At 35.1% G+C, this 26,876-nt stretch carries 29 protein-coding genes and 1 tRNA gene; 21 read left to right on the top strand and 9 right to left on the bottom strand.

Going from position 1 to position 26,876, the window contains the following annotated elements:
• Positions 1-26: 26 nt before the first annotated feature.
• Positions 27-863: a universal stress protein gene (locus tag QWY91_RS11490; RefSeq protein ID WP_290235164.1), complete on the top strand. Its 837-nt coding sequence runs from the start codon at positions 27-29 to the stop codon at positions 861-863.
• On the opposite strand, the gene QWY91_RS11485 is transcribed toward QWY91_RS11490, so the two are convergent.
• On the bottom strand, positions 851-1,894 hold the full coding sequence (locus QWY91_RS11485; RefSeq protein ID WP_290237091.1) for a flavin-containing monooxygenase: 1,044 nt from the start codon (positions 1,892-1,894) through the stop codon (positions 851-853). The two genes, QWY91_RS11490 and QWY91_RS11485, sit on opposite strands and share 13 nt — an antisense overlap.
• A 126-nt stretch (positions 1,895-2,020) precedes the next feature.
• Between QWY91_RS11485 and QWY91_RS11480 the strand changes: the two genes are divergently transcribed.
• Genes QWY91_RS11480 through QWY91_RS11470 form a run of 3 tightly spaced genes read left to right on the top strand, consistent with a single transcriptional unit; the run spans position 2,021 to position 3,218 of the window.
• Positions 2,021-2,191 carry a hypothetical protein gene (locus QWY91_RS11480; RefSeq protein ID WP_290235162.1) on the top strand — a complete coding sequence of 57 codons (171 nt, stop codon included), beginning with the start codon at positions 2,021-2,023 and terminating at the stop codon, positions 2,189-2,191.
• A complete protein-coding gene (locus QWY91_RS11475; RefSeq protein ID WP_290235159.1) occupies positions 2,191-2,526 on the top strand; it encodes a CidA/LrgA family protein in 336 nt (111 codons plus the stop codon). Before QWY91_RS11480 ends, QWY91_RS11475 begins: the two co-directional genes overlap by 1 nt.
• Positions 2,523-3,218 carry an LrgB family protein gene (locus QWY91_RS11470; protein ID WP_290235157.1) on the top strand — a complete coding sequence of 232 codons (696 nt, stop codon included), beginning with the start codon at positions 2,523-2,525 and terminating at the stop codon, positions 3,216-3,218. Before QWY91_RS11475 ends, QWY91_RS11470 begins: the two co-directional genes overlap by 4 nt.
• A gap of 53 nt (positions 3,219-3,271) precedes the next feature.
• Here the strand turns inward: QWY91_RS11470 and QWY91_RS11465 are convergent, their stop codons facing one another.
• The gene (locus QWY91_RS11465) at positions 3,272-3,943 is read right to left on the bottom strand and encodes a hypothetical protein (protein WP_290235155.1); all 672 of its coding nucleotides are present in this window, start codon (positions 3,941-3,943) and stop codon (positions 3,272-3,274) included.
• A 257-nt stretch (positions 3,944-4,200) separates the two neighbouring features.
• On the opposite strand from QWY91_RS11465, the gene QWY91_RS11460 reads away from it, so the two are divergent.
• Positions 4,201-5,394 (top strand): GAF domain-containing sensor histidine kinase, encoded by a 1,194-nt coding sequence (locus QWY91_RS11460; protein WP_290235153.1) that lies wholly within the window; start codon positions 4,201-4,203, stop codon positions 5,392-5,394.
• 7 nt (positions 5,395-5,401) lie between these two features.
• On the opposite strand, the gene QWY91_RS11455 is transcribed toward QWY91_RS11460, so the two are convergent.
• A complete protein-coding gene (locus QWY91_RS11455) occupies positions 5,402-5,908 on the bottom strand; it encodes a DUF456 domain-containing protein (RefSeq protein WP_290235149.1) in 507 nt (168 codons plus the stop codon).
• A gap of 23 nt (positions 5,909-5,931) precedes the next feature.
• Positions 5,932-6,720: a trehalose-phosphatase gene (otsB, locus tag QWY91_RS11450; protein WP_290235146.1), complete on the bottom strand. Its 789-nt coding sequence runs from the start codon at positions 6,718-6,720 to the stop codon at positions 5,932-5,934.
• Between the two features lie 214 nt (positions 6,721-6,934).
• On the opposite strand from otsB, the gene QWY91_RS11445 reads away from it, so the two are divergent.
• The 4 genes from QWY91_RS11445 (at position 6,935) to QWY91_RS11430 (ending at position 10,599) form a co-directional block, all read left to right on the top strand.
• On the top strand, positions 6,935-7,294 hold the full coding sequence (locus QWY91_RS11445; RefSeq protein WP_290235142.1) for a BlaI/MecI/CopY family transcriptional regulator: 360 nt from the start codon (positions 6,935-6,937) through the stop codon (positions 7,292-7,294).
• 2 nt (positions 7,295-7,296) lie between these two features.
• Positions 7,297-8,745, top strand: a complete 1,449-nt coding sequence (locus QWY91_RS11440) for a M56 family metallopeptidase (RefSeq protein WP_290235140.1) — start codon at positions 7,297-7,299, stop codon at positions 8,743-8,745.
• 72 nt (positions 8,746-8,817) lie between these two features.
• A complete protein-coding gene (locus tag QWY91_RS11435) occupies positions 8,818-10,053 on the top strand; it encodes a tetratricopeptide repeat protein (protein WP_290235138.1) in 1,236 nt (411 codons plus the stop codon).
• A 45-nt stretch (positions 10,054-10,098) separates the two neighbouring features.
• Complete coding sequence (locus QWY91_RS11430; protein ID WP_290235136.1) at positions 10,099-10,599, top strand: hypothetical protein; 501 nt, start codon at positions 10,099-10,101, stop codon at positions 10,597-10,599.
• A gap of 42 nt (positions 10,600-10,641) precedes the next feature.
• Here the strand turns inward: QWY91_RS11430 and QWY91_RS11425 are convergent, their stop codons facing one another.
• The 3 genes from QWY91_RS11425 to QWY91_RS11415 all read right to left on the bottom strand — a co-directional run bounded on the left by QWY91_RS11425 (position 10,642) and on the right by QWY91_RS11415 (position 12,887).
• Positions 10,642-11,172 carry a hypothetical protein gene (locus QWY91_RS11425; RefSeq protein WP_290235133.1) on the bottom strand — a complete coding sequence of 177 codons (531 nt, stop codon included), beginning with the start codon at positions 11,170-11,172 and terminating at the stop codon, positions 10,642-10,644.
• 16 nt (positions 11,173-11,188) lie between these two features.
• Positions 11,189-11,467, bottom strand: a complete 279-nt coding sequence (locus QWY91_RS11420; protein WP_290235131.1) for a YciI-like protein — start codon at positions 11,465-11,467, stop codon at positions 11,189-11,191.
• A 292-nt stretch (positions 11,468-11,759) separates the two neighbouring features.
• On the bottom strand, positions 11,760-12,887 hold the full coding sequence (locus tag QWY91_RS11415; protein WP_290235128.1) for a glycosyltransferase family 2 protein: 1,128 nt from the start codon (positions 12,885-12,887) through the stop codon (positions 11,760-11,762).
• Between the two features lie 82 nt (positions 12,888-12,969).
• On the opposite strand from QWY91_RS11415, the gene ruvC reads away from it, so the two are divergent.
• From ruvC to QWY91_RS11400, 3 genes are all read left to right on the top strand, one after another.
• The gene (gene ruvC, locus QWY91_RS11410) at positions 12,970-13,518 is read left to right on the top strand and encodes a crossover junction endodeoxyribonuclease RuvC (protein WP_290235125.1); all 549 of its coding nucleotides are present in this window, start codon (positions 12,970-12,972) and stop codon (positions 13,516-13,518) included.
• 77 nt (positions 13,519-13,595) lie between these two features.
• Positions 13,596-14,723, top strand: coding sequence for a radical SAM family heme chaperone HemW (hemW, locus tag QWY91_RS11405; protein WP_290235123.1), 1,128 nt, complete (start codon positions 13,596-13,598; stop codon positions 14,721-14,723).
• Between the two features lie 235 nt (positions 14,724-14,958).
• Positions 14,959-15,705: a cyclase family protein gene (locus QWY91_RS11400; protein WP_290235120.1), complete on the top strand. Its 747-nt coding sequence runs from the start codon at positions 14,959-14,961 to the stop codon at positions 15,703-15,705.
• A 3-nt stretch (positions 15,706-15,708) separates the two neighbouring features.
• Here the strand turns inward: QWY91_RS11400 and QWY91_RS11395 are convergent, their stop codons facing one another.
• Positions 15,709-16,179 carry a hypothetical protein gene (locus tag QWY91_RS11395; RefSeq protein WP_290235117.1) on the bottom strand — a complete coding sequence of 157 codons (471 nt, stop codon included), beginning with the start codon at positions 16,177-16,179 and terminating at the stop codon, positions 15,709-15,711.
• 82 nt (positions 16,180-16,261) lie between these two features.
• On the opposite strand from QWY91_RS11395, the gene QWY91_RS11390 reads away from it, so the two are divergent.
• The 7 genes from QWY91_RS11390 (at position 16,262) to QWY91_RS11360 (ending at position 23,155) form a co-directional block, all read left to right on the top strand.
• Entirely contained in the window at positions 16,262-16,612 is a 351-nt protein-coding gene (locus tag QWY91_RS11390; RefSeq protein ID WP_290235114.1) for a DUF4260 domain-containing protein, read from the top strand.
• Between the two features lies 1 nt (position 16,613).
• Positions 16,614-17,243: a DUF4230 domain-containing protein gene (locus QWY91_RS11385; RefSeq protein ID WP_290235111.1), complete on the top strand. Its 630-nt coding sequence runs from the start codon at positions 16,614-16,616 to the stop codon at positions 17,241-17,243.
• A 5-nt stretch (positions 17,244-17,248) separates the two neighbouring features.
• On the top strand, positions 17,249-17,608 hold the full coding sequence (locus QWY91_RS11380; RefSeq protein ID WP_290235108.1) for an MmcQ/YjbR family DNA-binding protein: 360 nt from the start codon (positions 17,249-17,251) through the stop codon (positions 17,606-17,608).
• Positions 17,608-19,386, top strand: a complete 1,779-nt coding sequence (locus QWY91_RS11375) for a MutS-related protein (RefSeq protein ID WP_290235106.1) — start codon at positions 17,608-17,610, stop codon at positions 19,384-19,386. The genes QWY91_RS11380 and QWY91_RS11375 overlap by 1 nt, the downstream gene beginning before the upstream one ends.
• Before the next feature lie 12 nt (positions 19,387-19,398).
• Positions 19,399-20,106: a ZIP family metal transporter gene (locus QWY91_RS11370; RefSeq protein WP_290235103.1), complete on the top strand. Its 708-nt coding sequence runs from the start codon at positions 19,399-19,401 to the stop codon at positions 20,104-20,106.
• A complete protein-coding gene (locus QWY91_RS11365; protein WP_290235100.1) occupies positions 20,106-21,110 on the top strand; it encodes a metal-dependent hydrolase in 1,005 nt (334 codons plus the stop codon). Before QWY91_RS11370 ends, QWY91_RS11365 begins: the two co-directional genes overlap by 1 nt.
• A 329-nt stretch (positions 21,111-21,439) precedes the next feature.
• The gene (locus QWY91_RS11360) at positions 21,440-23,155 is read left to right on the top strand and encodes a DUF885 domain-containing protein (protein WP_290235098.1); all 1,716 of its coding nucleotides are present in this window, start codon (positions 21,440-21,442) and stop codon (positions 23,153-23,155) included.
• Between the two features lie 204 nt (positions 23,156-23,359).
• Here the strand turns inward: QWY91_RS11360 and QWY91_RS11355 are convergent, their stop codons facing one another.
• Positions 23,360-24,748 (bottom strand): dipeptidase, encoded by a 1,389-nt coding sequence (locus tag QWY91_RS11355; protein ID WP_290235095.1) that lies wholly within the window; start codon positions 24,746-24,748, stop codon positions 23,360-23,362.
• A 126-nt stretch (positions 24,749-24,874) separates the two neighbouring features.
• Here QWY91_RS11355 and QWY91_RS11350 point away from each other — a divergent pair.
• Together QWY91_RS11350 and QWY91_RS11345 are read left to right on the top strand one after the other, a co-directional pair.
• Positions 24,875-24,956, top strand: a tRNA-Leu gene (locus QWY91_RS11350).
• Positions 24,957-25,370: 414 nt separating this feature from the next.
• Complete coding sequence (locus QWY91_RS11345) at positions 25,371-26,873, top strand: ankyrin repeat domain-containing protein (RefSeq protein ID WP_290235093.1); 1,503 nt, start codon at positions 25,371-25,373, stop codon at positions 26,871-26,873.
• Positions 26,874-26,876: the final 3 nt, after the last annotated feature.

Below are 26,876 nucleotides of genomic sequence, written 5' to 3'. Positions count from 1 at the left end.
CGTAATTTAGATGAAAATTATTAGTTATGAGAACCGTACTCTTGCCAACCGATTTTTCAGAAAACTCTTATAATGCGATCAAATATGCCATGCAGTTATTTAAAAATTCACGCACTAAATTTATTTTGCTGAATACACTTTATAACGCAGATTTCATTATTTACAGTAGTTTGTATGGGGTTTACAAAGAAAACTCCACTAAAAATCTCTCTCGCTTTCTAAGACGTATTGAAGAAGATCTTCCTAATAAATATCATGAATTTGAGTTGGTTTCAACTTTCAAAATGTTACATGAAGAAATTAAAGAACGAGTAGCTCAACAAGAAATCGATCTAATCGTGATGGGAACTGAAGGCGCTCAGGATGGGAGTGAATTAATTTTCGGTACCAATACAGTGCATGCGATTAAGGCTGCAAAATGCCCATTGTTAGCTATTCCAGCCGGTGCAGCTTATTTAGAGCCGAAGAATATTCTTTTTCCGAACGATTTAAAATTAGACTTCGAAGCTTACAATCTTTGGTTTTTAAAAAGTATTATAGACCAATTTAAATCTACGGTGCATATTCTGAATGTAAGTTTTGGTAAAGATCTGGATGAAAACCAAGAGAAATCTAAACAGGCATTGCAAGAGTATTTCGATGAGAATGGTTATGTCTTTGGAAGAATAAACCGAGATAGTGTAATGGAAGCTCTAAAGGAATACCAAAAGCAGAATCCGGTTGAAATGCTAGTGATGATAAAAAACAAACACACTTTTATCGAAAAATTACTATTCAGCTCCTTAGTACACGAAGTGGCTTACAATGTGAAAATTCCGTTTTTGGTCTTGCCATCTGAAAATTACAAACGTCAGGAATTCTGATTTTCGATAAAATCAGCTATATATTTTGCATCATTTTTAATACCTCCCAAGGTTGCCGATCCACGGGTGTGCAGCCATGGGAGTCCTATAAAATATAGTCCTTTAGTGTTGCTTACACCACGTTTATGTTTTGGATAGCCATCTTTGGTTAGTTCTAAACCATCAATCCAGCCAAAGTTAGGTCGATATCCGGTCGCCCAAACGATATTCTTAATATCAGAGATCTCTTTTTTTTCCGTAGAAATAATTTCACCTTCAGCATCTAAAGTTTTGCCAACAGCTTCTACATTTGGTCGCGATAGAATTTCCTTTACATTGGTGCCGATAATAGGTTGCCGACTATTATTAATTTTTCGTCCAAGCCAGGAATCTTTGCTGAAACTAAGAAATCCGGTTTTAGAAAACCACCACCATAATGTTTTTCCTAATAATTCCTGCGGAAGCACTTTTACATCTGTAGCTCCAGAGAAGTAAGTTTTTCGATTAGTTGAAGAAATTTCGTCCAGAATCTGAAAGCCTGAATCTCCTGCGCCAACCACTAATGCATTTCCTTCTTTTAGTTGATGTGGGTTTTTGTAAAAGTTACTGTGGATTTGAAAAACCGTTTCGTCTAGTTTTTTGTAAAATGGCGGAGTGTAAGGAATATGAAATGGGCCTGTAGCTACAACTACATTTTTTGCCTGAAATTGGTCTTTTTCAGTCGTGATTAAAAATGTAGCTCTTTCTTTAGAAACTGAAGTTACCAGTGTGTTTAACTGAATTGGAAACTCAAATTTTTCAGTATACAATTTAAAGTAATTAGCGACTTCGGTTTTCGAAGGATAATGGCCCTTTTTCGAAGGGAACTCCATTCCCGGAAGGTGATTAAACTCCGTTGGAGTAAATAATTTTAGCGAATCCCATCGATTAAGCCAGGAAGCACCAATTTCTTCTTCTTTATCTAAAATAATAAAATTGTATCCAGCTTGCTTAAGATAATATCCCATAGCGAGGCCAGCTTGCGCTGCACCAATAATTATAAAATCCAGCATTTTTTGTTTTGTAGCGTTGTTTCCAAAGTTCGTAAACTTAATCATGATATAAAAAAATCCACATCTTTCATTTTGGATTACTGAATTTATATATTGCAAATTCATATTTCAGATTAGTTTTAAACTATGCGCTTTTATATTCTGGCAGAAACAAAGAACAAAAACGTTAAAGGGCAAAAAGGTGAACCGGCTGAAGCGCTCTACTTTCATTTGCGCAATACAACTATTCTTTCCGAAGAAATATATGATTGCTCATTAAAATTACATCATGCCGATCTTCAATATATTTATCAATAATGTTGAAATCGCTAATCTATATTTTTGGTTTTCTGCTTTTGGGTGAATTAATCCATTATCTATTAGATATACCTGTAGCGGGTAATATTATAGGAATGCTGCTTATTTTTTTAGCCTTGCTCTTCAAACTGGTAAAATTAGAAGATGTAAAACCAGCTTCAGATGTTTTAGTAAAGTATATGGTAGTCTTTTTTATTCCCTACGGAGTGGGTTTGATGGTATATGCTAATTTGATTGCAGAATACTGGATTCCTGTTACTACTGCAGTTGTATTTAGTACATTGCTTTCACTTTATATCACCGGATTTTTATTTCAAAAACTGGATAAAAAATGAAACCATTTTTACTTCAGCCAATATTTGGAATAACTCTTACCTTAATTGCTTATTTCCTTTCAGGAAAAATAAAAAGCAAATTCAATTACGTTATATTTAATCGCGTATTGATTTCAGTTTTACTAATAATAGCGGTTTTACTAATTTTTAATATCGATTTTGAAACTTATGATGAAGGAGGGAAATATATCAGTTTCTTTCTGGGACCTTCTGTAGTCGCCTTGGGTGTATTTCTGTATGAAAAACTAGAAGAAGTTAAACGAGATTTGAAAGTTTTTTTAATCGCTGTATTTGCTGGAGGAATTACGGGCATGCTTAGCGTTTTAGCAATACTAATGCTATGGCAAGTTCCTGAAATTCTGAGTAGATCGTTAGTCGCCAAATCTGTAACTACACCAATAGCCATTGAAATCGCAAAAATAACTAACGGACTTCCAGAAATAACTGCAGGTATTGTAATTGTTACCGGCATTTTAGGAAATGCTTTTGGGCCCTATGTTTTAAAAGTGACAGGTATAAGAAATAATAAGGCGATAGGATCTGCTTTAGGCACTTCGGCGCATGGAATAGGAACTGCTAAAGCTTTCGAAATAGACCAATTTGCCGGGACTTATAGTGGTTTGGCAATGTGCATTAATGGTATAATTACCGCTTTACTGGCGCCTTATATTTTAGAATGGTTTTTAAGTTAGGGCGAAAAAAAAACCGCCAAAAGGCGGCTTTAATTTTTCTAAGAAGTCTTTTATTAGTTTACTTCAATGGTGTCAGCTTGTTTACTGTACACGGTAGAATCCTTACTGCTATAACTTGCAGAAATATTTCCGTTTGGGGTTTCAGTAATCATTTCTTCTAATAAATCTGCTGCATCATCAAAAAATGCGCTTACATCGGTATTTGTATAATCTGTTTTTTTAGTTGCTTTAAGCTTTTTCCAACTTTCTTTTAATTCCATAACCTCATTCGATAGGTCTGGGTAATTATCTTTCTGAAGGTTTTCTAATACTCCAACGATAACCTGTCCTTTACTATATAAATTATTGGTAGTAATTGTGGTATCTGCTTCATCCATATCACCATCCATTTCAGTTGTAATAGCATTTAGGCTATCACTAGGTTTAGCGTTAAGATCTTGTGATTTCTCTTTTACAGCAGCAGCCAGTTTATTTAAAGCTTCTCTGGTATATAATTTTTCTTCCATATCGTCACCATAATCACCCCCACGATCTACATAGGTTAAATATTCTGCGGTAGCATTGGTTGGATAAGAATTGTCTGTTGTTTCATTTTGCATATCCATTTCTTCATCTGCTTGCGTGTCCATTTCAGCGTCTGAATTTGTGTTTTTGCAAGATGATAGACTTATAATACTTGTAAAGCCAAAGGCTAATACTGATAGTTTAATTAGGTTCTTTTTCATAACAATAGTTCTTGTTGGTTTAAAAGTAAAATTAGTTAAGCGTTCTAAAACGATAGATATAATTGCATATAAACCTTTGTTAATTATATAGTTATGAGTTCTTTATGCTATTAACATAAAATTTAATCAAACTAGAATTTTTAGTTTTTTGGATAATGATGAGTTCCTTTATCTTCTGGTGCAGAATAGCATATCAATAATAATAGTTGTATATATTGCTGATATTGTGTAATTTAATCTGATTTTTAACCAACATCATGATAGCACCTAACGATTCTTCCGAAGAGGAATTTAAAAGAGTTCTTGAAGTTTCTCAACTCGATCTGGATTACCAGAGTCTTCAAGAAATGTTTGAAAATTTAACAAAGATGGCCTCTAAAATTACCGGAGCCAATCTATCCTTAGTGAATATTTTAGATTCTTATTGGCAATGGTCTATTGCCGCCAACGGTATGGAAACCGGTGTGATGCGCAGGGAACAGTCGGTTTGTCAATATACGATAGGTCAGGATGAGTTTTTTGAAGTAGATAATTTTAGGGATGATGATCGTTTTGATGTGCCTTTAGACAAAAAGTACTGTTATTATTTAGGACTTCCTTTAAAATCTGCCGCAGGGAATGCTATTGGTGCTTTGTGTATTATTGATGAGGTGAAACAGAATATTTCAGAAGATCAGCGATATCTTTTAAAATTAATTGGTGCTGAAGTTGTCGAGAAATTGGAAGCTTTAAAAAAAATGGCTGAAGTGAATCGTCGTTTTCACGATATGCATGCTGCACAAAGGGAACTTGGTTACGAACTTCGAGGTCCGGTGAGCGGTATTTTAGGCTTAAGCAAACTGGCCGAGCAAGAAGGTGATTCAGCTACGCTAAAAAAATATTTTAATCTGGCCGGTCGCAGTAGTTCTGAACTTATTGATATTATAGGAAATTCATTAGAAAAAAATAGTAATGAATTTCTTCATTACGAAAAAGGAAGTATCACACTATTAGCTTTAAAAAACAAGCTTCTGGAACTGTTTTCTGATTTAGGAAATACAAAACATTTAGAATTGAATATTGAACTACTAGCTGGGAATCAAAATTTGAAGTTTTCAAAACAAAAAATTGTTCAGTTAGCCGGTAATTTGATATCCAATGCTATTAAGTTTGGTAAGGAAGATTCGGTGATAAATGTGATTTTAGGATTAAAGAATACCAGTATTTCAGACATGGCAAAATTCAGTATACAAGTAGAATCGCAAGGAGCTTGCCTTTCTCATGAAGCCATTGCAGATATCATGAACTCTAATATGAATGCAAATGAAAAGCTGATTGGTATGGATGCTTATGGTTTGGGATTAAAATTAGTACGACATCTGGTGTTGACTATGGGAGGGCAGATAGAAATAACTTCAGAAAAAGATACTGCCGCTACCAAGTTTTATATTTCTATTCCGCGTTTTATTTAAGTTACTTCTAGCTATTGCCAAAAAGAAAATCGCGATATCCCCAACCTTTATAAAGAAAGAGCACAAAGAAGATTAGAGCGACCATAAATTCCATAAAAGTAGAAGCTAAAAATCCTATAAAACTTCCGTAAGCAGCACGTAATGCGGTTTTAGAATCAGATTTATTTATGATTTCGCCGATAAAAGCTCCAACAAATGGTCCTATCAAAATCGCAAACGGAATCGGAATAAAAATACCAACTATAAGTCCTACGGTTGTACCAATCATTCCCGCTTTGCTACCGCCATATTTTTTAGTGCCCATGGCAGGTATTACCATTTCCAGAATATAGATAGTAATGGCAACAACTAATGTGATCCCAAGAAACCAATAATCGATTTCTATACCAGGAATTAAGTAAAACGCCAATAATCCTAACCAGCTAATCGGTACACCGGGAAGTACCGGTAAAACACTGCCTACGATTCCTACAATTAGTAAAATCACGGCTAAAGTAATAAGGATTAATGTCATAAGTTTTTATTATTAAGAAACTATTAAAGTAACTCTTTTAAAAAGCGTTTAACCTCTGTAATGTTTTCTACACGGTAATCTGCATAAGAATCATTTCCGTGCTCTCCCACTAAAATTCCGTAACCGTTTCCCATTTCTCTAAAAGCATCTTCATCTGTCGTGTCATCACCAAGATAAATAGAAAAAGGATTAGTTGCTGTACTTAATTCTTTCCGAAGAAAATTAACCGCTTTTCCTTTATGCCATTCGATATTAGGTTTTATTTCGACTACTTTTTTACCGTCGCCTTTATGTAATTTTGGATATTCTTCTACAACATTTTCGATTATAGAATGAAATTCTGAAATTTTTTCTTCCGAAACCTGGCGGTAATGAATAGCCAAAGTAAACTTTTTACGTTCAAATCGAACGCCTTCAATAGCACTCAATTTTTCCTGAAGTTTTTCTTCAATTTCGTCAAAAACCGGAAGCATTTTTTGCGCTTCCTCATTATCCTTTTCAAAATTATTAGGACCTGCAATTTCAAATCCGTGACTGCCGGCATAATAAATATCCTGCAAGCCCACTTTATTGCGAACATCACTTAAGCCTCGACCGCTAACTACGGCAATAGCATAATTTTCGGATAGTTGCTTTACAATTTCTTTAGTCTCATTATCCATTCCCGCATCTTCGTGATTTTCTACGATGGGCGCCAAAGTACCATCAAAATCCAAAAAAATAAGTGGCTTGTTAGTGCTGAATTTTTTCTTTAATACTTCAAGATTTTCGATTGCTGATGGCAATTTTTTCGGGTCTTGAGACTGTTTCATAATAATTGGTTCTATCAAATTTTTGTCAATTCAATATAGAATATTTTAAAATCATTAATGTTAGTTTTCTATTAAAGTTAATTCTGAATTTGATTCCTGTTAAAAATGTAAGGAATGTTAAATATTGAAATTTATAACTAATATGTTAGTTTAAACTAAATGATTAGTTTATATTAGCGCTATCAGTAACAAAAGACCCTATAAAATAATTTAGATGAAGCAATTAACTAAAGCAGAAGAAGAGATTATGCAAATACTTTGGCAACTAAAAGAAGCCAATGTTGCAACGATCATCGAAGAAATGCCAGAGCCAAAACCGGCTTATAATACGGTGTCTACAATTGTTAGAATTTTAGAGAACAAAGCATTTGTGGATCATCGAAAAAAGGGGAAGGGATATATCTATTTTCCTATTGTAGAGAAGGAGACTTATAGCGACCAGAGTATGAATAAGCTTATCAATAATTACTTTAATGGGTCTTTTAAAAGTATGGTCTCTTTTTTTATGAAGAAAAACGAAATGGATACCAAAGATTTGGAAGCCATTTTAAAAGAAATTAATAAAGATGAATAGTGATGCTAAAATATGTACTACAAATAATATTATTTCAATTAGCGTTTTTGCTGGTGTATGAATTGTTTCTGAAAAAGGAAACCTTTTTTACGGCAAACCGTTGGTACTTGTTGCTAACTCCCGTGTTAGCATTAGTGCTTCCTTTTGCAAGTTTTAGTATATTTTCTGAAGTTTTACCTGCATCTGCCGTCACGGCGATTAATAATACGATTAAATTACCCGAGGTGTTTGTAGGAGGGAGCCAGCCGCAAGTTGAACAATTACCTACGGTTCATATTACAGCTGAAAAGGCAACAGCAATAAATTGGTGGTTGGTACTATATGGCTTCGGATCTTTAATTAGTTTGCTGCTCTTCTTTAAGAGATGGAGCGTATTAGGGAAGTTATTTAAGTATAAAGCTGAAGAGAAAAAGGACTTTAGAGTTATTGAAATTCCTAATTCCAGAATGGCTTTTACATTTCTGAAAACTGTATTCTTAGGAAGCGAAATTTCAGCCGAAGAACGCGAACAGATTTTAGCGCACGAACTTATTCATGTATCGCAAAAACACAGTTTCGATCTGTTGTTTTTTGAAATACTAAAAGTGGTATTCTGGTTTAATCCTTTGGTATATGTTTTTCAGAATAGAATAGCTTTATTACATGAATTTATCGCCGACGAGCAGGTTCTAAAACAAACCTCTAAAAAGCATTATTTTAATCAGTTGCTCAATAGTGCTTTCGAAACTCAAAATCTATCATTTACCAATCAATTTTTCAATCAATCATTAATCAAAAAACGAATAGTTATGTTACAGAAGACAAAATCAAAAGCAATTGCAAAATTCAAGTTTTTACTGGTGGTGCCAGTATTAGCGATGATGCTTATTTACGTATCCTGTTCTGATGATCGTGATGTGGCATCGCAAAATCCATCAAATGATATTGATAACCTAATCTCAAAAATAGAGAGTAGGGATAATCTGACTTCAGATGAGAAGATTCAACTAGTAACTAAACTAAAAGAAGTAGAAGACAAAATATTAGGAGCCGGCCAATTTGAAGAGAAAGATGTGGTTGAAGTTGAGCCTTTCAATTCTTCATCAGGTGCAGATGTTCCATTTTCAGTTATTGAAGAAGTTCCTGTATTTCCTGGTTGTGAAGACTTGAAAACTAACGAAGCTCGTAAGTCGTGTATGAGTGAAAAAGTTCAGCATTTTATTGTTGATAATTTTGATTTAGGAGTTGGAGAAGAAATACTAGAAGAAGGTAAAACAGCAAGAATAATTACTCAATTTCGAATTGATGAAAATGGTAATGTTAGAGATATTAAGGCTAGAGCAAGTCACCCTGATTTAGAAAATGAAGCTAAAAGGGCAATAAGTTTGATGCCTCAAATGAAACCGGGAAAACAAAGAGGTGTTGCGACATCGGTAATGTATTCTTTACCAATAGTTTTTCAGCTTCATTAGAGTGACGGTTTAAAAGTAATTAGAATTAAGAAAAACCTCAAAACACTGAGGTTTTTCAGTTAATATCATGCTATGAGAAATTATCTGTTCCTTATTGTAATTTTTATTTCTACATCTGCTATAGCCCAGTCTAACAGCAAAATTGCTGATAGTTTATATGCTGTTGGTAAATACGAGGAGGCTATTACCTTAATGCAAAAAGAAGATACTTCTTCAGTAAGAATACTTGCAGATTTGGCTAAATACTACAAAGCAAATAATAATGATACTGAGGCATTAGAAACTTATCAGAAGATTTTAAATAGAGATTCTACTCGTGTTTTAGCTGCTTTAAATTACGGCGAAGCGCTACTGAATTTAGGAGCGCTGGAAAGAGCGGATAGTCTTTTTGCTAAGTTAAACAGCCGCTTCCCCAAAAATGCACAATTCTATTATTCGCGGGGATTAGCTAACGAGAGAATGGAAAATGATAGTGTTGCTTTGGCATTATTTTCAAAAACACAGGAGCTTGATACCTATCATCAAAATGCACTTTATAAACTTGCAAAAAACCGACTTAAAAATAAGGATTATCAGGAAGCTATTGCATTAGCTTCAATTGGATTAGAAAAAAAAGAGAATAATGTCTCACTGCATTCTATTATAGGACAAACGTATTCGACAATGGCGGTGTTTTATGAGGCGATACCGCATTACGAAAAGATTATTGAATTGGGACAGGGAAGTGAGTTTGTTCATACAAAGCTGGCCTTTGCATATTATAAAGATGGTAATTTCGAAAAAGCAATTGAAAATTATAAGCAGGCTTTATTGTATGAACCGGGAAATTCCAGCACACATTATTTATTAGGAAAATTATATGCACAAACTAGGGATTTTGAAAATTCAGAATTGCACCTACTTATGGCGATTAAAATTAAAGATCAGCCTATAGATGCCGAATATTTTAGTTTAGCGCTAACCTATAAATATTTGGAAGACCACAAAAAAGCATTCGATTGGTTTCAGAAGACCTTAAAGGAAAATCCAGATAACATTCGTGCAATGTATGAGCGCGCAGTAGCGGCCGATAATTATTTTAAAGATTTGGATACCAGAATAAATTATTATCAGGCGTTTTGGAATAAATATTATGGAGACGATGCTAATTATCTCGCAAAAGACATGCTTTATTTAACCAAAAACAGAATTAGTGATCTTAAGGAAAAGCGACATATGGAAGCTGAAAAGTTAGTGGCGGAAGAAAACAATGATTCTTTAGCTGAAGTAGAGACCGATACTACAGATTTGGTAACGAAGGAAAAATAGCATAAAATTCATCTAATCTTGGGGTTAAGCGCAATTTGATTATTTTTGAAGTTACAAGCCGAAGATTTGATGAAAAGAAGATTACTTCCAGTTTTAGTATTATTAGTTATTTCCTGCAATTTTGAGACGAAAAAAATCTCTTCTGAAGAGGTTTTAGAACAAGAATCCAGAGCCCTTAATTGGAAGGAAGTTGATGAATATCCGGCTTTTGAAGATTGCCAACAAGAGACCGAACTCGCAGCGGCAAAACGATGCTTTGAAACTAAAGTTGCTGAAAATCTCTATGCTTATTTAGAAAAGCAGCAGCCGGTAGTGAGTAAAAGTATCGACGATACTATTTTTATTTATTTAGAAGTTACCAAAACGGGAAAACCGGAAATTGACTCTATTTCAGTAATTGATAGTACCGTTACCAATCAATTACCAAAAATAGCAAACTGGTTACGAGAAAGTATCGATTCTTTACCTAAAATCTATCCTGCCAGTAAACGTGGAATACCGGTGTCAACAGCTTTTAAAATGCCAATCGTAATTAAAGCGGAATAACTTCAGAATCAAATTACTCCGCATTTTTAGCTTCAGTAAATACTAAAAGCACGGTTTGTCACCGTAAGGATCTTTCTCGTGATCGATGGTGTAATTAAATTCTTTCCCATCTTTTCCTCGAGTATAAGTTACATAATCCCAAACGCCCGAATGTGTGAGCTTATAAGTACCGTTTACTTCTCCCTGATAGATTTCATCATAATAAGTGATGATTGTGGGATGCGCTCCTCCTTTTTGAAATTCTTCTTCAGTATATTTTAAATCGATAGTCTCTTTTTGGCCTTCGTATTTTACTTTTTGCGCTTTGCCATTTTTAGCAAATTCTATCCAAATTCGCTTATTTTTATTACTATCAGAAGTGTAGCATATATAATCAAGCTGCGCTGCAGTACTTTCTGATTCATTTGAAAGCGTAGCAGAATCGATTTTAGTTTCCTGTTTTTTTTCGGTTTCTACAACTTCTTGCTTAGGTCTTTCTGGCTGCTCAGGGCTATCTTTTTCGCTGTTATCTTTACAAGAAATAAAAAGCGTTGATGCAATTACTGAAACTGATAATATCTTTCTGAATGTCATTTCTTTTATATTGATTTTAATTGCCAATTACGACATTCCATTTTCTAACTGAATATTCTTTTATGAGTCCGTTTTTGAAGTATGGATCATTTTCAGCAAAATTTGTCGCTGTTGCTTCAGATTCAGATTTAAAAATAAAAATCGCTTTATCAGAAGGATTGTCCAATGCGCCAGCCATTACAATTTCTCCGTTTGCTTCGCCTTTTTTGGCCATTGCCAGATGTTCTTCACGGTATTTTCCTCGTTCTTCCAAATAAGAGTCAACCAGATGATAAGTTAGGATATAATAATTCATATTTTGTTTTTGTTAAATATAATGAATAGAAATTAGATTAAGAGGCAAGAGACAAGAGACAAGAGACAAGGGATGTATGTAGAATAAGATTTTTTCATTCCGCTGCGCTTTAGTAGAAATGATATTGTTTTTATCAGGTTGGCCAAAAGTAGAGAATTTTCTGATTGCTGATTGCTGAAAGGCTGTTTGATAATTGCTAATTGTTTATTGAATTTTGTTAACTGTCCACTGTCCACTGTCCACTGTCCACTGTCCACTGTCCACTGTCCACTGTCCACTGTTCCACTGAAACCTACCTTTTAAATCTTCTACCTTTCCAATTGTAACCTCCAAATAGCGAAAGAATAGCAACGTAAACCGAGAAGAATGGATATAGCACACTGCTAACAAGATATTTTCTCATTAATCCTTCACTGTTAAAAAAGATGGATCCGCGGTATAATAGCACAAAATCCAGGTTAAATTTCACCAAAAACAAGATCATAAAATAAGGAAAAGGAAACAGTTTAAAAATACCGAGAAGCAGACTTAAGCTGAAAGCAAAGTTCATACTAAATACGATTAGTCCCGTGAGTTTCGCGAAATTGCTGGTGTATGCTGAGGTTTTTGAAGCCCAACGAATGCGTTGCTGTACCAGTCGCTTAAAACCTGATTGTGGTTTGGTTTTTACAATTGCATTTTGATCTTTTAAGAAGGTTACTTTTAACTGCTGCTGAATAAATTTTTGAAGTAAAAACACGTCATCTCCGCTTGCAATTTCAGTGTTGCTATCAAATCCATTTTGTTCAACAAAAGATTGCTTTTTATAGCAAAGATTAGCTCCGTTAGCCATAAAAGCTTTGTTGAGTCCGAAAGCTCCAGCACCAGAAATTTGTAAGCTCAAAAAATCAAGGGCCTCAAAAGAACTTAAAAAATTGTTGTCATTTACTTCAATTTTCACCGGTGCAGCGATCATGGCCGGATTGTGCTGTAAAATTTCAGTATTAAAACTTTGCAACCATAATGACGGAAGCGTACAATCGGCGTCGGTTGTAAGAATATGCTCAAATTCGGCAAATTTGATGGCAGTTGTTATCGCATCTTTTTTAGGAGAATTGGTAGTTCGGTTATTTTGTAAAAACTTCAGGTGTAGCTGTGGATGATCTTGTTTAAATTCAGCAATAATTTTTTCTGAATCATCTTCAGATTCGTCATTTACCAACAAAATTTCAAAAAGTTCGAAAGGATAATTTAGTAGCGCCAGGCTTTCAAGTAAATTCGGTAAATTTTCAGCTTCATTTCTAAACGGAATAACGATCGAAAAACAGGTTTCCGGAGGTTCGTAATGATCAGAAACAGTCTCCAGCGAATTCCAGCCTTTAATAAAACCCAGCATCAGGGCTGCGTAAAAAATGGCGATTAGAATTACAAATATCAGCATTGGGGTGAGTTTAGTGCAAAGATAGATTTCCGTAGCTTTGCAAAAGCGGAATTGTAAAAAATCCCTACAAAAATTAAAGAATTTGAGCGAAAAGATCATTTTAGGAATTGACCCGGGAACCACAATTATGGGTTTTGGATTGATAAAGGTGAAGAATAAGAAAATGGAATTTTTACAGTTGAATGAGTTGCAGCTGAAGAAATATGATGATCACTACGTAAAGTTGAAATTGATTTTTGAGCGTACCATCGAGCTTATTGAAACCTTCCATCCAGATGAAATTGCGATTGAAGCACCTTTCTTCGGAAAAAATGTGCAATCCATGCTGAAGCTGGGAAGAGCACAGGGCGTGGCGATGGCCGCCGGACTTTCACGTGAAATCCCAATCACCGAATATTTACCGAAAAAGATAAAAATGGCCATTACCGGTAACGGAAACGCCAGTAAAGAGCAGGTGGCTAAAATGCTGCAAAGTATGCTGAAGTTAAAAAGCCTGCCTAAAAACTTAGATTCTACCGATGGTTTGGCCGCAGCAGTTTGTCATTTCTACAATCCAAGTCGCACCGAAATCGGAAAAAGTTATACCGGTTGGGATGCTTTTGTAAAGCAAAATCCGGGGAAAGTTAAGTGATTTGATAATGTGACAATTTGAAAATTAATTCTCACATTCTCACATTCTCACATTTCCAAATTATCAAATTGAATTAAATGAGCGGAATCTACATTCATATCCCATTTTGTAAGCAGGCGTGCCATTACTGCGATTTTCATTTTTCTACTTCGCTAAAAAAGAAAGATGAGTTGATAAACGCATTGCAAAAAGAACTGATTCTTCGGAAAGATGAAATGCCGGAAGGATCTATCCAAACCATTTATTTTGGTGGCGGGACACCAAGTTTGCTGAATTTAGCTGAATTGAATGCGATTTTTGAAACCATTTACGCCACTTACAATGTTGCTGAAAATGCTGAAATTACTTTAGAAGCCAATCCTGACGATCTTTCTGAAGAGAAAATAGAGGAGCTGGCCAATTCAAAAATTAATAGATTAAGTATTGGCGTACAGTCTTTTTTTGAAGATGATTTAAAATTGATGAATCGTGCACATAATGCTGAAGAAGCACTGCAATCTATAAAACTGGCGCGATCAAAATTCGATAATATTTCGGTTGATTTGATTTATGGAGTACCGGGAATGAGTGATGAACGATGGAAGAAAAACATTCAGATTTTATTGGATTTGGATATTCCGCATATTTCGAGCTATGCATTAACGGTAGAGCCAAATACAGCACTGCAAAAGTTTATAGAAAAGGGAAAAGTAAAACCCGTAGATGATGCTGCTGCAGCGCAAAATTTTGAGATTTTAAGAACGACTCTTAAAAATGCAGGATTTGAACATTATGAATTTTCAAATTATGGAAAACCGGGCTATTTTTCGCAAAACAATACCGCATACTGGTTAGGGAAACCATATTTGGGAATTGGTCCTTCTGCGCATTCCTATGACGGAAATTGTAGAAAGTGGAATGTTGCGAACAATTCGCTTTATATCAAAGCGATCGAAAAATCAGAATTGCCACTTCAATTAGAAGAATTGAGTACCACAGATCGTTACAACGAATATATTATGATGCGACTAAGGACTCATTTTGGAGTAGATTTTGAAGAAATAGAATCGAAATTCGGTAAAAAATATCTGAAATATTTAGAGGAACAGTCGGCTGTTTTATTTCAGAAACAACTTCTAAGAACCGAAGATAACGTGATGCATATTACAGAAAAAGGAACTTTTTTAAGCGACGGAATCGCGGCAGATCTGTTTTATTTGGATTAGTAGATAGAATTTAGATTTTAGACTGCTTCGCTTTTAGATATTAGAATTAGTTGTATTCCATATTTTGAATGCTGAATTTTGAGTGTAAAATATCACCTGAATTTTAATTCGAAAATGATGATTGGCTAATTTAAATTAAAATATTGCGCAACACATGCTTCGAAAATAAATTGCTAATTTTACGTGGGAATCCGTAAAATCTCATTAACAAGATTCTTACCTTAGATCACATAATATGCTTGCACAAATTCAGTATGAAGAAGAAACGTTTTCTATTGATTTTTCAAAACCAATCGATATTTCGTTGAGTTTGCGTGGCGATGAAAGAAACCCGATAGCATGGTATTTAGATGCACCTAGGATTACGCCATTTAGAGATGGTGATTTTGTAGGGAAAGTTTCAGAAGGAGCTTCAGTGAATTTTAATAACATTCAGTTTAATCCGCATGGGCATGGGACGCATACCGAATGTGTTGGGCATATCAGTAAAGATTTTTTCAGTATAAATCAGACGCTTAAAAAATTCTTCTTTAAGGCAAAATTAATTTCTGTTACACCAGAAGATGAAGATGAAGATCAGGTGATTTCCGAAGCAATTCTTAAAGATCAGATAGGTAATTCTTGTCCAGAATCTTTAATTATTAGAACAATACCTAATTATATCGATAAGCGCAGCAAGAAATATTCACACACCAATTGGCCTTATTTATCTGAAGATGCAATGCTGCACATTCGTAAATTGAATGTAAAGCATTTGCTTATAGATTTACCCTCGGTAGATAAAGAAAAGGATGAGGGGAAACTATTGGCACATAAAGCATTTTGGGACTATCCTAAAAATACTCGATTTGATGCTACCATTACAGAGCTTGTTTATATCCCAAACCAGATCGAAGACGGAGCATACTTCCTGAATTTGCAGATCGCTGCTTTTGAGAATGATGCTTCGCCTTCTAAACCAGTTTTGTATAAAATTCAGTAAAGATTAAAATCGCAAGGACAATCCCAAACCATTGCCGGAAGCTAAAATATTTAATTCCGGATTAAAATTATTTGTTTGCTTTTCTAAAGACATATTGTATATATCTACCGCTTCTTTTGCTTTTTTGCCAGCGCTGCTAGATAGAGGTATCGCAACGGCAACAAGGCCTGCTCCAATTCCTGCTAGCGCCCAGTTAGGATCGCCTCCACCAATAGCTTCTCCAATTGGCCAACCAATTAATCCGCCTCCCGCAAAAGAAAGTATGGTCGTAAAAACAGTTGTTGTTTTTGCTTTTTTAATTAAATCCTCGGCTTGGGGAGTATCTTCTACAATATTGGATAGATCTCCCAAACTTAATGTATTTTCGTTTCGAGTAAATTTATAACCTCCAAACACTTTTTCGTATTCAATTTGTTGAGCATTAGATAAGCTTAGCGAAGCGATAAACAAGATAAGAGTGATGATTTTTTTCATGATTATAATTGTTAGATTTGGTGGAAAATTAAATTAAAAATCAATATCTAAATTGTTAATTTTTAGTCTAATATGAAATATTATGAGTGGTACCTTAAAACTTGAAGAATTGGCCATGTTAGCTCTTGGAATTTTTGCATTTTATTTTTTGCATTTTTCCTGGTGGTGGTTTGTTTGCTTGTTTTTTATGCCAGATATTGGGATGATTGGCTACATTTTTAGCAAGAAGATGGGCGCTTTTTTATATAATTTATTTCACCATCAGGGTTTGGCCATCCTTTTTTGGCTGGTTGGGTTTCACTTGCAATTAGAGGTTTTACAATTAATAGGTGTAATTTTGTTTTCTCATTCAGCTTTTGATCGTATTTTGGGGTACGGACTTAAATACGAGAAAGGTTTTAAATTCACCCATTTAGGAGAAATAGGTAATTAATATGGAGTTACTTTTTATCGGGCTTGCTGCTGGCGCTATTGCGGCTTATTTTATTTTTAAGATGTTCAATAAAGATCGTTCTAAGCTAAAGACTAAAGAACAGTCGGTGGTGTTGATGGAAAAGATTAGGAGCGTTTGTAAGTTTATAACGGTAGAAGGTGATTTTTCTGAAATCTACCATTACGAAAATTTAAAAGAAAAATACATTAGCCTCATTTTCGGTAAAAAGAAAGCTATTGTTCTAATAAGTGCAAAAGCGCATATAGGTTTCGATCTTAGTAAGGTGAAAATGGAAAGTGATAATGAATCTAAAAAAATTGTGCTTACTAATTTTCCGCAACCAGAATTACTAACTGTAGAAACCGATTTTAAGTACTACGATAAACGTGAAGGTTGGGCCAATCCTTTTACAACTTCAGATCTTACCGATATTAATCGGGATGCCAAAAAACATATTGTCGATAAAATTCCTGAAAGTGGATTATTAGAGCAAGCAAAAAAAGAAGCTTTGGATACGATCCTGTTAATGGAAAACATTGTGCAGACTATCGGCTGGACCTTAGATTATTCTGCTTTAGTTTTAGATGAAGCCGAAATGAAGAAAATTCAAAATAAAGAATCCTTAAACTAATTTTTATGGATATTGATACTTTTAGAGATTATTGTTTGGATAAAAAAGGAGTGACCGAGCATATGCCTTTTGGACCAGAAACATTGGTGTTTAAATTAATGGGAAAAATGTTTGCGCTGGTTTCTTTAGATGCGGTGCCGCTTCGCGTGAATTTAAAATGTGATCCGCACAAAAGTTTAGAGCTTCGTACAGAATTTGACGGAAAAATCATTCCGGGTTATCACATGAATAAAGAACATTGGAATACACTGATTCTCGATGGGCAAATTCCTGGGGAATTAATTTTTGAACTTACAGACCATTCGTATCAACTTATCGTTAATAGTTTAACTAAAAAACAAAAACAAGAATTCGATCACTTATAATGGCAAAACACATTGATTTTTACAAGAAACAGATTGAAATTCATCAAAACATAGCCGATAAATTAACTAAAAAACTACTGGCTTCGAGCATATTAAGATTAGTGGTTTTTCTAGTAATTGGTTTTCTTATTTATTTTTTCTGGGGCAATAGCAAAGTAATTATGGCAGCCATAATTGGCGGTATTGCTATTTTTCTTTTTTTGGTGACCAGGCATGGGAACCTTAGATATAAAAGCGATAAGCAAAAGGCATTAATTCAATTAAATCAAACTGAAATTGATGTGATGCAATCCCGTCAATTCCACGAATTGCCAGACGGAAGCGAATTTGAACAACCCAACCATGAGTATGCTCAAGATGTAGATCTCTTCGGAAGCGGTTCGTTTTTTCAGTATTTAAATAGAACAGCACTTTACGAAGGCACAAAAAAACTCGTAAAAATTCTATTGGCAAATGATATTGAAGCGATCCCTGAAAAGCAGGAAGCGATCAAAGAACTTGCTGAAAAAGCCAAATGGCGACAGGAATTTAGCGCTACGGCGAGTTTGGTAAAAACCAGTGAATCTTCTACAACCATTGTGAACTGGTTTAAGAACTATAAACGTTTTGTACCGAAGTTTATAAAATGGGGTTCTCCAGTATTTTCGATATTTTCTGTAGCGATAATAGCAGGATATATTTTAGGTTTTGTGACTGAATTTCAAATATTACTATGGCTAATTGTTGGAATATTGATCACCGGAATTTTCCTGAAGCGCATAAACTTACTTTCGGGAAGTGTCTCTAAAATTCAGGATACTTTTCACCAATATCACCAATTGCTGAGTATGTTGGAGAATGAAGAATTTTCTTCGGTAATTATGAAAGATAAGAAACTGGCGATACGAACTAAAGATAAAAAAGCTTCCCAGATTTTTAGAGAATTTTCGAAAGCTATCGATGCGCTAGATCAGCGTAACAACATGCTATTCGGAGTTCTGGGGAATGGATTTCTACTTTGGGATTTGCGCCAATCTTTAAAGCTGGAAAATTGGATCGAGAAATACGGTCGTCAGGTAGAAAACTGGTTTGATGTTATTGAGGTGACCGATGCTTATAACTCGTTAGGGAACTTCAGTTTTAATCATCCAGGTTATGTTTTTCCAAAAATTGCTTCCGTAGAAAAAGGAATTTCAGCAACACAATTAGCACATCCATTGCTTAATCCGGAAAAGAGAATCGCTAATGATTTTAGTATCGATAGTAAAGAGTTCTTTATTGTTACCGGTGCAAATATGGCGGGTAAAAGTACATTCTTAAGAACTGTATCGTTGCAAATTGTGATGAGTAACATAGGTTTGCCGGTTTGCGCTGAAGCCTGCACGTATACTCCAATAAAATTGATTACCAGTATGCGAACCAGTGACTCGCTAAGCGATGACGAATCTTATTTCTTTTCTGAATTAAAACGACTTAAATATATCGTAAATCGAATTAAAGAAGATCGATATTTCATAATTTTGGACGAAATTTTAAAAGGAACCAATAGCACCGATAAAGCCAGTGGTTCTAAGAAATTTGTTAGGAAATTGGTAAACTCGCATGCTACAGGAATAATTGCTACCCACGATTTGAGTCTTTGCGAAATTACCGCAGAATTACCCCAGGTTAAAAACCATTATTTTGATGCTGAAATTATTAATGATGAACTTCATTTTGATTACCGCTTTAAAGATGGAATTTGCCAAAATATGAATGCTTCGTTTCTATTGCGAAAGATGGAAATTGTAGATGAATAATAGATTTACAGTATGTTAACTAACTTAATTCTTTACTCAGGATTTTCCGGAATTACCGTTTTTTTAGGTGGTCTTCTGGCTAATTTTTTTAATCATCACATCAAGGAGTCTCCGGTAAAATATGAGATTACTCATTTTTTAATGTCTTTTGGTTCAGGAATTATTTTATCTGCTATCGCATTGGTTTTAATCCCAACAGGGATGGAACGGTTAAGCCTGCCAGGTATGGCTTTTTCTTTTGTGCTTGGTACAATCCTTTTTTTATTTATAGATAGATATTTGGCTAAAAAAGGAGGTCAAACTGCTACACTTTTAGCGATGATGATGGATTTTGTTCCCGAGGCCATTGCTCTGGGTGCTGTTTTTGCAATTAATCCTAGTATGGCCACATTGCTTGCAGTTTTTATAGGGCTACAAAATCTACCTGAAGCATTTAACTCTTTTCGTGATATGGTTCAAAGCGGTTATACTGTAACAAAAAGCTTGGTGATCTTTTTCTTTCTTAGTTTCTGCGGGATTTTTGGTGCACTTCTAGGGCATTTTGTATTAAGTGATTTTCCTAATCTCACCGCACACTTAATGACCTTTGCCAGTGGTGGAATTCTTTATTTATTAATTCAGGAAATTATACCAAAAAGCAAACTAGATAATAATTACATTGCTTCTTTAGGAGCAAGTTTGGGTTTTTTAATAGGAATTATTGGTGAAAAATTAATTTAATGGATTCATTAACCCAGATCGTTTTAGGTGCTTCGGTTGGCGAAGTAGTTTTAGGTAGAAAAGTTGGTAATAAGGCTATGCTTTATGGAGCTATTGCCGGGACCATTCCAGATTTAGATGTCATTGCGCGCAGTTTTACAGATACGATCACCGCTAACGAAATGCATCGAGGATTTTCGCATTCTATCTTTTTTGCGCTGGTTTTTGCGCCAATCTTTGGTTGGTTAATTTCTAAGATCGAAAGGAAAGCTGGTGTTGGTTGGAAAGACTGGTCTAAATTGATGTTTTGGGGCCTTTTTACGCATCCGCTGCTCGATATGTTCACGACTTGGGGAACGCAGCTTTTTTGGCCGGCAGAGCATCGACTGGCTTTTAAGACGATTTTTGTGGTCGATCCTTTTTATACACTTCCGTTTTTATTCTTTACTGTGCTTGCGGCTTTTCGACCTAAAGACTCTATAAGCCGAAGAAAACTGAATTATATGGGATTACAGCTTAGTTGTTTTTATCTTTTCTTAATTACGATTTCGCTTAAAATCTTTACGTTTTATGAATTCGAGAATGCATTAAAAGAGCAAAATATCGCTTATGCTGAAATCGAAACTAAACCTACGCCGTTTAATACCATTCTCTGGACAGCGAATGTCGCTACCGAAAAATCTTATTTGGTAGGAACTTATTCGATATTAGATGACCAACCCATAGAGTTTCGTCGCTATCCTAAGAATTATCATTTATTAGGTGATATTGAAAAATATCCAAATTTTGACCGACTCGTGAAAATATCGAAAGGCTGGTATACCATTACTGAAAGAGATGGCGATCTATATTTCAATGATTTACGCTTCGGGACGATAGATCCAACAGGTAATGATTCCCGATTCGTATTTAGCTATAAACTTGAAGTGAAAAACGGAGAACTTATCGCTACTGAAGTAGAAAAGGATTTTGGCGATGCCTCTAAAATGATGAAATCTTTGTTCGAACGAATGCGGGGAAATTAGTTTTTTAGAAATTAGATCGCTTCGCTGTTAGAGCATAGAAAATAGACTTTTTGAATTGATCTAAGAAATTTCGATATCATTTCAAGTTAAGTACGAATCGACAGATCTATTACGCTTAAGTGAAATTCAGCATTCAGCATTCAGCATTTAAAATTTAATATGGCATAGCTGTCAGTTAAAGTCAAGTTCATTTTTGTAAAATAATTACCGCATCTTCAAATTATCTTGTCTCTTGTCTCTTGTCTCTTGTCTCTTGTCTCTTCTCTCTTGTCTCTTCTCTCGGTTTATAATCCATATTCACTATCTTAGGCTGTAAAACCCCTAGATTAATGAAATTAAAATTCCTCTTTTGCTCATTTTGTATGTTTTTAGCTGGTATTTGTTCAGCTCAAAATTCTTCAGCTAAATTAGATAGTATCCTCAAGACCGAAAGTGAACATCGAGCTTACGATTACGAAGAATATCCTTTGGGATTACATACCGAAGCGCTTTACAAATCTGAAGCTGATTTTGCCCAAAATTTGTTAGATAAATTATCTAATATCGATAAAACAAGCCTTTCGCAAACTGAAAAAATTACTGCGGAATTAATGAAGTTTAAACTTCAGGAGCGGGTAGATCAGTATGAATACAAAGCGTATCTGAATCCGTTACTTTCTGATGCGGGTTTTCATGTAAGTTTACCTTATCACGTAGGTTATTTGAATAATTACGAGCAGGTAAAGCGTTATTTAAACAAATTAAATGCAATTCCACAGTATGTCGATCAGAACCTAAAATTGCTTAGAAAAGGACTAAAGTTGGGAATCACGCAACCCTTGGTGATTTTTGATGGTTATGAGTCCACTTACGACGATCAGATCGTAAATGATTATAAAGAGAGCTTCTATTTTAGTCCGTTTCAGGAGTTGCCAAAGACCTTAACGCAAACTCAGAAAGATTCGGTATTAAAAGCCGCTAAAATTGCTGTGGAAGAAAATGTAATTCCGCAGTTTAAAAGAATCAAGACGTTTTTTGAAACAGAATATTTTCCTAAAACCAGAAAAAGCATTGGTGTTTCAGAAATTCCAAATGGACGGGAGTTTTACCAAAACCGAATTCATCATTATACCACACTAAATCTTACAGCCGATGAGGTTCATGAAATTGGATTAAAGGAAGTGGCTAGAATTAATGCTGAAATGAAAGCGATTATTGAGGAAGTTGAATTTGAAGGAAGCTTCGATGAGTTTATCGAATTTCTACGAACTGACGATCAATTTTATGCTGAAACCGGAGAAGAATTATTGAAGGAAGGTCGCAATATCACCAAAAAGATTGATGCACAGTTGCCTCGATTTTTTAAAGTTTTGCCACGCAAACCCTACGGCGTGGCGCCGGTGCCAAGCGCGATTGCTCCCAAATACACGGCAGGGCGTTATAAAGGATCTTCTTCGCCAACCGAGCCTGGATATTTTTGGATTAATACCTATAAACTTAAAAGTAGGCCAATGTATGCTTTACCAGCTTTAGCATTGCATGAAGCTGTGCCGGGACATCATTTACAAATCTCTTTAAATGCAGAATTGAGCGATAGTATTCCGCCTTTTAGACGTGGATTCTATTTGTCGGCTTATGGCGAAGGTTGGGGATTATATGCTGAAAGTTTAGGTGAAGAAATGGGAATTTACGAAACACCTTATCAAAAATTTGGACAGCTTACTTACGAGCAATGGCGTGCTTGTAGATTGGTTGTCGATACCGGGATGCATGCAAAAGGGTGGAGTAGGGAGAAAGCGGTAGATTTCTTAACCAAAAACACAGCATTGTCTTTACACGAAATAAATACCGAGATTGATCGCTATATTTCCTGGCCGGGACAGGCACTTTCTTATAAAATGGGAGAACTAAAAATTAAAGAATTACGCGACAAAGCCGAAAAAGCGCTGGGAACAGATTTCGATATTCGTGAATTTCACAATGTAATTTTATCTCAGGGTACGGTTACGTTAACTTTAATGGAAGATTTGGTAAATAATTATATACGAAGTACAAAAGATAAATAAGTCAGTTTCTATTGAATGATAGATATGGAATATTTAATTCGAAAGGATATTATAGCTTATAGGTAAACTAAAAAACCTCACAGTCCAGATCGCTATACGGGATAAAAACTGTGAGGTTTGTTTTATATAAAATCGACTATTAATTGAGACTGTTTACTGAAAAACTGATCTACAAAAATTAACAGCCAATTTATCCAATCTTAACTACTTCTGCGAGTCAGCAAAATTTTTATAGAAATGCGGAATGGTTTCAATTCCTTTCAAGTAATTCCAAATTCCAAAATGTTCGTTTGGCGAATGTATGGCATCGGTATCCAAACCAAATCCCATCAGTATAATTTTACTTTTTAAAGCTTTTTCAAAAAGAGAAACAATAGGAATACTACCTCCGCTGCGCTGCGGGATTGGTATTTTTCCGAAACTTTTTTCGTAAGCTTTGCTTGCCGCCTTGTAAGCATCGTTATCGATTGGGGTTACGTAGGCATAACCACCATGGTGCGTATTCACTTTTACGTTTACTGCATTTGGAGCAATACTTTCAAAATGCTTTGTAAAAAGTTCAGAGATTTCTTTCCAATCTTGATCGGGTACTAATCGCATCGAGATCTTTGCAAATGCTTTTGAAGGTAAAACGGTTTTGGCTCCTTCGCCAATGTAACCACCCCAAATTCCGTTTACATCTAAAGTTGGACGAATAGATCCTCGTTCTAAAGTAGAATAGCCTGCTTCTCCATAAACATCGTTGATGTCTAATTTATTCTTATACTTTTCTTCATCATAAGGAGCTTCAGCCATTTTCGCTCTTTCTTCTGCAGAAAGTTCTTCAACCTTATCATAAAATCCAGGAATGGTAATATGGTTATTTTCATCGGTTAAAGAAGCGATCATTTTAGTTAGAATGTTGATAGGATTTCCAACTGCTCCACCATATAATCCAGAGTGAAGGTCGCGATTAGGACCGGTAACTTCAACTTCCATATAAGATAATCCTCTTAATCCCGTGGTGATACTCGGCACATCTTTGGCAATCATCCCGGTATCTGAAATTAAAATAACATCGTTTTTAAGCTTTTCTAGGTTATTTTCGATAAACCAACCTAAATGTTCGCTACCCACTTCTTCTTCACCTTCGATCATGAATTTTACATTGCAGGGAAGCTGATTGGTTTTGGTCATATACTCCAATGCTTTTACATGCATGTACATTTGACCTTTATCATCACAGGCACCACGAGCAAAAATAGCACCATCGGGATGCAGCTCGGTTTCTTTGATGACAGGCTCGAAAGGAGGAGAGTTCCAAAGATCTAATGGATCTGGTGGCTGAACATCGTAATGTCCATAAACCAGTACTGTTGGTAGATTTTTATCGATAATTTTTTCTCCGTAAACAACAGGATGACCCGGAGTCTCACAGATTTCGACAAGATCGCAACCAGCTTTTTCTAAGGAGGTTTTTACTGCTTCAGCAGTAGTGATCATTTCGTTTTTATATTTTGAATCGGCACTTATCGACGGAATTTTCAGTAAATCAATAAGTTCGGAGACAAATCTATCTTTATGTTCTTCAACATAAGATCTCACGTTGTCCATTGGTTTAGATTTTTGAATTTCTCAAAGATAATAATTTCAAAATTTTTTTTTGAAGCTTGTTTGTGTTTTAAAAGATTTGTTTATATTTGCATCCGCTTACCGAAAGGATGAGCATTTTATTGACCTGCGGGCGTGGTGGAATTGGTAGACACGCTAGACTTAGGATCTAGTGCCGCGAGGTGTGAGAGTTCGAGTCTCTCCGCCCGCACAGGTAAAAAGCCTCTCAGAAATGAGAGGCTTTTTTTATGCAATTTCGTTTCTAGATAGCAACCTATTCTAATATTCTTCATTTCATTCGGTTTTCATTTCTAGAATTCTTAGACTACTTCAGCCTAATAGAGGATTAAGAAAAAATCTGAGAATCGAATTCTTTCCAGAAATTTTGAAAAATTGATCTTAGCTATATTTTTCAACTTAAAGTTTTACTTTCTTTTATTCAGCATAAAACCAATTTCTACGTACTGTCAAAAATCTTTAAAAAACTCCAATCAATATTTAGACTAAGTTTAAATAAAACTATAAAAAATATTATATTGCGTCCCAAATCGAACTAAGCACTCAAAGAAAGGAAGCTTAGATCAAGTGAAAAATCAATAAATAGAAGAATTCGAAAAAACCTGGTATGATAAACATTAAACAATTTTTGGTAGGGACAGCTTTAGTATTGGCTTTACCGCTAACAGCTCAGGAAGATAATATTTTTCTTTCCAGAGATTATTGGAGCAACAATCCAAACGTAAGCGAAATAAAAAGTGAAGTAGAAAAAGGGAACGATCCAACTGAGCGAAACGGCAGTAATTTTGATCCTGTAGTTATGGCAATCTTCTCTAATCCATCAGAAGATGTTATTGCATACTTGCTGGATCAAGAAGGTAACGATGTAAATAAGTTAACTCACGATGGTAGAACTTATATTTTTTGGGCAGCTTCTGCGGGCAATTTACCGCTTGTAAAAATGTTTGGCGAAAGAGGAGCTAAAATGGATATCGTTGATGACCACGGTTATTCGGTTCTCAATTTTGCGGCAAATGCAGGAGTGAAAGATAAAGAACTTTACGATTACTTAATTTCAAAAGGATCAAATCCCAAAGTAGAAAAAACACATTCTGGTGCTAATGCCTTGCTTTTGATGATGCCAAGCCTTACCGATTACGAAATGATAGAATATTTTGAATCTAAAGGGTTGTCTATTAAGGATACCGATGAGGCAGGTAACGGTGTATTTAATTATGCAGCGAGATCTGGGAATATCGAAATGATGAATAAGCTTATCGAAAAAGGGGTAAGTTATAAAGAAGAAAATAAAGAAGGCGGTAATGCAATGTTTTTTGCAGCTATGGGATCTAGAAGATCTACAAACGAATTACCTGTTTTCGAATATTTAAAAGAAGTAGGAGTAGCGCCAAATGTAACCAAAGACGATGGTACTACACCTTTACATGTTCTAGCTGCAAGAAGCAAGGATATGGAAGTAATCAACTTTTTTGTTGAAAACGGCGTAAATCCAACGGCGGAAAATGATGGAGGGAACACACCGCTTCTTAATGCATCGAGAAGAAATAAACTTGAAATAATTAAGTTTTTTGCTGAAAAAACAGAAAACATCAACGCGACTAATGAAAAAGGTGAAACAGCATTGAGCCTTGCAGTTGCTGGAAACTCTCCTGAAGTTGTTGAGTATTTAATGGGCGAAGGCGCTAAAACTAAGTTTACAGATAAGTCTGGTAATTCTTTAGTGTACTATTTAATTGATGCATATAATCCACGAAATGCAGAAGCTTTTGAAAAGAAAATGGCATTGCTGAAAAAAGAAAATGTTGATTTCACCAAAGCTCAGGCTAATGACGAAAACTTTCTTACGCTGGCTGTAAAGAAAAATGATCTGGCATTAATTGAAAAAGCATTAGCAACAGATATTGATGTAAATACCACAGATGCTGAAGGAAATACTCCATTACAAATTGCAGCTTTAAGAGCAGATAATACGAAAATTATGAAGTTGCTTTTAGATCACGGCGCTAATAAAGAAGTAACTACAGATTTTGGAGAAAGTGTTTACGATCTGGCTAGTGAAAATGAAATACTTCAAGAATCTAATGCAGATTTAGAATTTTTAAAATCATAACAT

Source organism: Zunongwangia endophytica (assembly GCF_030409505.1).
In the GTDB taxonomy this organism is placed as follows: Bacteria; Bacteroidota; Bacteroidia; order Flavobacteriales; family Flavobacteriaceae; genus Zunongwangia; species Zunongwangia endophytica.
Note: the sequence above shows the minus strand (reverse complement) of the source record. Positions and strands in the feature narration are given on the sequence as shown.